The sequence below is a fragment of the Bradyrhizobium sp. genome, from assembly GCF_019242285.1.
GTDB lineage: Bacteria > Pseudomonadota > Alphaproteobacteria > Rhizobiales > Xanthobacteraceae > Bradyrhizobium.
On record NZ_JAFAVV010000601.1, the window covers coordinates 1 to 4,753 of the forward strand.

A 4,753-nucleotide genomic window follows, 5' to 3' on the forward strand; every position below is an offset into this window, starting at 1 on the left:
GCCGAGCTCGAGGCGCTGGGCAAGGCGCTGGAGGCGCCGGCCAGGCCTGTCATCGCGGTCGTCGGCGGCGCCAAGGTGTCGACCAAGATCGATCTGTTGGAGAACCTGGTGGCGAAAGTCGATGCGCTGGTGATCGGCGGCGGCATGGCCAACACCTTCCTGCACGCCGAGGGCGTCCAGATCGGCAAGTCGCTGGCCGAGAAGGATCTGGCCGCGACCGCGCTGCGGATCACGGAGAAGGCCAAGGCCGCGAATTGCGCGATCATCCTGCCGGTCGACGCCGTGGTCGCCAGCCAGTTCGCCGCCAACGCTCCGTCCCATGCCTATGGCCTCGACGCGATCCCGGCCGACGGCATGATCCTCGACGTCGGCCCGCAATCGACCGCGCGCATCCATGCCGCCATCGACGATGCGGCGACCCTGGTCTGGAACGGCCCGCTCGGCGCCTTCGAACTGCACCCGTTCGACCGTGGCACCGTGGTGGCGGCGAAGCACGCCGCCGAGCGCACCAGGGCGAAGAAGCTGGTCTCGGTCGCCGGCGGCGGCGACACCGTCGCGGCGCTGAACCAGGCCGGCGTTGCCAAGCATTTTACCTATGTCTCGACCGCGGGCGGCGCGTTTCTTGAATGGATGGAAGGCAAGCCCCTGCCCGGGGTCGAGGTTCTCAAGGCACGATAGTTCGTCGAGATGTTGGTTTCGAGGTGATACCGGCGCATTCGCGCCCCAAAACGGAGATCAGGACACCATGGCTCGCATCACGCTGCGGCAATTGCTCGATCACGCCGCCGAACAGGATTACGGCGTGCCGGCCTTCAACATCAACAACATGGAGCAGGCGCTCGCGATCATGGAGGCGGCCTCCTCGCTCGATGCGCCCGTCATCATCCAGGCCTCGCGCGGCGCCCGTGCCTACGCCAACGACGTGATGCTGCGCCACATGATGGACGCCGTCACCGAGATCCATCCGCAGATCCCGGTCTGCGTGCATCTCGATCACGGCAACGAGCCCGCGACCTGCATGACCGCGATCCAGTCCGGCTTCACTTCGGTCATGATGGACGGCTCGCTGAAGGCCGACGGCAAGACGCCGGGCGACTGGGGCTACAATGTCGGCGTCACCAAGACGGTGACCGACATGGCGCATCTCGGCGGCATCTCGGTCGAGGGCGAGCTCGGCGTGCTCGGCTCGCTGGAGACCGGCATGGGCGACAAGGAGGACGGCCACGGCGCCGAGGGCAAGCTCTCGCACGACCAGCTCCTGACCAACCCGGATGAGGCGGTGAAGTTCGTCAGCGAGACCAAGGTCGACGCGCTCGCGATCGCGATGGGCACTTCGCACGGCGCCTACAAGTTCACCCGCAAGCCGGACGGCGACATCCTCGCCATGCACGTGATCGAGGAGATCCACCGCAAATTGCCGAACACGCATCTGGTCATGCACGGCTCCTCCTCGGTGCCGCAGGATCTGCAGGAGATCATCAACGCCAACGGCGGCAGGATGAAGCCGACCTGGGGCGTGCCGGTCTCCGAGATCCAGCGCGGCATCAAGAACGGCGTGCGCAAGATCAACATCGACACCGACAACCGCATGGCGATGACCGGGCAGATCCGGAAGGTGTTCAAGGACAATCCCGAGGAGTTCGATCCGCGCAAATACCTGAAGCCGGCGATGGAGGCGATGACCAAGCTGTGCAAGCAGCGGCTGCAGGAGTTCAACACCGCCGGCCAGGCCTCGAAGATCAAGAAGGTGCTCACCACCGCCGAGATGGCCAGGCGCTACGCCAAGGGCGAGCTCGACCCGAAGGTAGCGTGAGCGGGCGCCGCACTCTCTCCTCCCCCTCTCCCCGCCCTGCCGCGGGGAGAGGGCCGGGGTGAGGGGCTGCTTCCGCAAAGACGGTGAGAGACTGACTCGCGGAGGCTCCCCCTCACCCGGATCGCTGCGCGATCCGACCTCTCCCCGCAGGCGGGGCGAGGTAAGTCTGCCCCCGGGGCTGACAGCGGGTTCCTCCAACTTCCCCCTGCGACCAACGTAAAACTCGGCATTTGCCCGAGAACGGTCTATTTTGTCGGCAACTAGACCACCGCCGGAGGAACCCGATGAATCTCACCGAACTCAACAAGGTCGCGCTCGCCATGGTCGCGCCCGGCAAGGGCATCCTGGCCGCCGACGAATCCACGGGAACCATCAAGAAGCGGTTCGACGCCATCAAGGTCGAATCGACCGAGGACTCGAGACGCGACTATCGCGAGATGCTGTTCCGCGCCAAGGAGGCGATGAGCCAGTACATTTCCGGCGTCATCCTGTATGACGAGACGATCTGGCAGAACGCCAAGGATGGCACGCCGCTGGTCAAGCTGATCGAGCAGGCCGGCAGCATTCCCGGCATCAAGGTCGACGAGGGCACGCAGGCGCTGCCGCAATGCCCGGGCGAGCTCGTCACCGCAGGCCTCGACAAGCTCGCCGAGCGGCTGAAGAAATATCACGAGCGCGGCGCCCGCTTTGCGAAATGGCGCGCGGTGATCGACATCGGCCATGGCATCCCCACGATGACCGCGATCCACGTCAACGCGCATGCGCTCGCCCGCTATGCCGCGCTGTGCCAGGCCGCGCAGATCGTGCCGATCGTCGAGCCCGAGGTGCTGATGGACGGCGACAACGACATCGACCGCTGCTACGAGGTGACGCAGCGCGTGCTCAACAAGGTGTTCCAGGAATTGCGCGTGCAGCGCGTCGCACTCGAAGGCATGGTGCTGAAGCCGAACATGGCGATCTCGGGCAAGAAGTGCCCGAAACAGGCGCCCGTCGAAGAGGTCGCAGAGAAGACCGTCCGGCTGCTGAAGGCCTGCGTGCCGGCCGCGGTGCCCGGCATCGCCTTCCTGTCCGGCGGCCAGAGCGACGAGCAGGCCACCGCCCATCTCGACGCCATGAACCGGATCGGTCACCTGCCGTGGGGCCTCACCTTCTCCTATGGCCGTGCGCTGCAGGCCGCGCCGCAGAAGGCCTGGTCCGGCAAATCGGAGAACGTCGCCGCCGGCCAGCGCGCCTTCAGCCATCGCGCGCGGATGAACGGGCTCGCCGCCAAGGGCGAGTGGACCAGCGAGCTGGAAAAGAAGGCGGCCTAGTTTGGCGACCAAGGCAGCTCCCGCGCGGCCACGGCCGCGACTTTATCTCGCGCTCCCAGCCGTCGACGATCCGGCGGTGCTGATCGCGTACCTGCCCGCGCTGCTGGCCGCGGCCGACATCGCCGCGGTGCTGGTGCGCACGAAGCTCGCCGACCAGCGCGGCATGATCTCGCGCGTCAAGGCATTGGCGCCCGCGATCCAGAACGCCGGCGCGGCGCTGCTGCTCGACGGCCATGTCGAGCTGGTGGCGCGCGCGGGCGCCGACGGCGCGCATCTTTCCGGCATCTCGGCGCTGGAGGAAGCGCTGCCGAGCCTGCGGCCGGACCGCATCGCCGGCATCGGCTCGCTTGCGACCCGCCACGATTCGATGCTGGCCGGCGAGCTCGGCGCGGACTATGTGCTGTTCGGCGAGCCCGACACGCGCGGACATCGTCCGTCCACGGAAGCGATCGCCGAGCGACTGCAGTGGTGGGCCGAATTGTTCGAGCCGCCCTGTATCGGCTATGCGGCCTCGCGCGAGGAAGCATCCGCGTTCGTGCGTGCCGGTGCCGATTTCGTGCTGGTCGAGGATATCGTGTGGGCCGATCCGCGCGGCGCGGCGGCAGCGCTGGCCGACATCGCCGACGCGACCCGGCTTGCGTTCTTGGAAACGCCGGCTGCCGCGCAAGCTGGCTGAGGATTGGTTTCGGGCATGAAGCGGCTTCGGCTCCTCTTGATTCTGTCGGGCGCGCTCGTTGCGACCGGCGCCGCCGCGCAGGTCCAGCTCGCCCCGGCCGCGGCCGATCCGAAGGCGCTGCCGCCAAAGCCGCCGGCCAGCGCCGCCAAGAAACCGGCTGCGACGCCGAAGCCGGCCACCGGCCCGGCGCCGACGGCGATGGTAATCCCGGCCCCGGCGCCGATCGACCCGCGGGTCGACCTGGTGTTCGGCGCGTTTCAGCGCGGCGAGTACAAGACCACCTTCGAGCTTGCGACCCCACGCGCCCAGGCCGGCGACCCCAAGGCGATGACCATGCTGGGCGAGCTCTACTCCAACGGGCTCGGCCGCAAGCGGGACTTTGCCAAGGCCGCCGACTGGTACAAGCGCGCCGCCGACGCCGGCGACCGCGAGGCGATGTTCGAATTGGCAATGATGCGGCTGCAGGGCCGCGGCGGTCCCACCGACCGACAGGAAGCGGTCAAGCTGCTCGCTTCGGCAGTCAAGCTCGGCGAGCCCAAGGCCGCCTATAACCTCGCGCTGCTCTATCTTGACGGCCAGACGCTGCCGCAGGACCTCGGCCGCTGCGCGGAGCTGATGCGCCTGTCGGCCGATGCCGGCAATGCCGACGCCCAATACGCGCTCGCCACCTTCTACAAGGAAGGCACCGGCGTGCCTCAGGACCTGCAGAAGGCCGCCGACCTGATGCGCCAGGCCGCGCTCGCCGACAACGTCGACGCCGAGGTGGAATACGCGATCGCGCTCTACAACGGCACCGGCACGCCGAAGAACCAGGTCGCCGCGGTCTCGATGCTGCGCAAGGCGGCGAAGCAGAACAATGCGATCGCACAGAACCGGCTGGCGCGGGTGCTGGTCACCGGCCAGGGCGTGCCGATGGACAAGATCGAGGGCCTGAAATGGCACGTCATCGCCAAG

The 4,753-nt window shown here is 67.6% G+C and carries 5 protein-coding genes; all 5 read left to right on the top strand.

The window, feature by feature from the left end:
- Positions 1–678, top strand: a 678-nt coding sequence (gene pgk, locus JOY90_RS24620; RefSeq protein ID WP_291693713.1) for a phosphoglycerate kinase, incomplete at its 5' end; no start/stop codon positions are given.
- A gap of 67 nt (positions 679–745) precedes the next feature.
- Positions 746–1,813 carry a class II fructose-bisphosphate aldolase gene (gene fba, locus JOY90_RS24625; protein ID WP_291693714.1) on the top strand — a complete coding sequence of 356 codons (1,068 nt, stop codon included), beginning with the start codon at positions 746–748 and terminating at the stop codon, positions 1,811–1,813.
- 284 nt (positions 1,814–2,097) lie between these two features.
- Positions 2,098–3,123 carry a class I fructose-bisphosphate aldolase gene (locus tag JOY90_RS24630; protein WP_291693715.1) on the top strand — a complete coding sequence of 342 codons (1,026 nt, stop codon included), beginning with the start codon at positions 2,098–2,100 and terminating at the stop codon, positions 3,121–3,123.
- 1 nt (position 3,124) lies between these two features.
- A complete protein-coding gene (locus tag JOY90_RS24635; protein WP_291693716.1) occupies positions 3,125–3,799 on the top strand; it encodes a thiamine phosphate synthase in 675 nt (224 codons plus the stop codon).
- Between the two features lie 15 nt (positions 3,800–3,814).
- The coding region (locus JOY90_RS24640; RefSeq protein WP_291693717.1) for a tetratricopeptide repeat protein at positions 3,815–4,753 on the top strand (939 nt) is incomplete at its 3' end.

Coding starts and splice junctions, on each gene's coding strand:
- JOY90_RS24630 (WP_291693715.1), top strand. CDS start 2,098: ATGAATCTCACCGAACTCAACAAGGTCGCGCTCGCCATGGTCGCGCCC.
- fba (WP_291693714.1), top strand. CDS start 746: ATGGCTCGCATCACGCTGCGGCAATTGCTCGATCACGCCGCCGAACAG.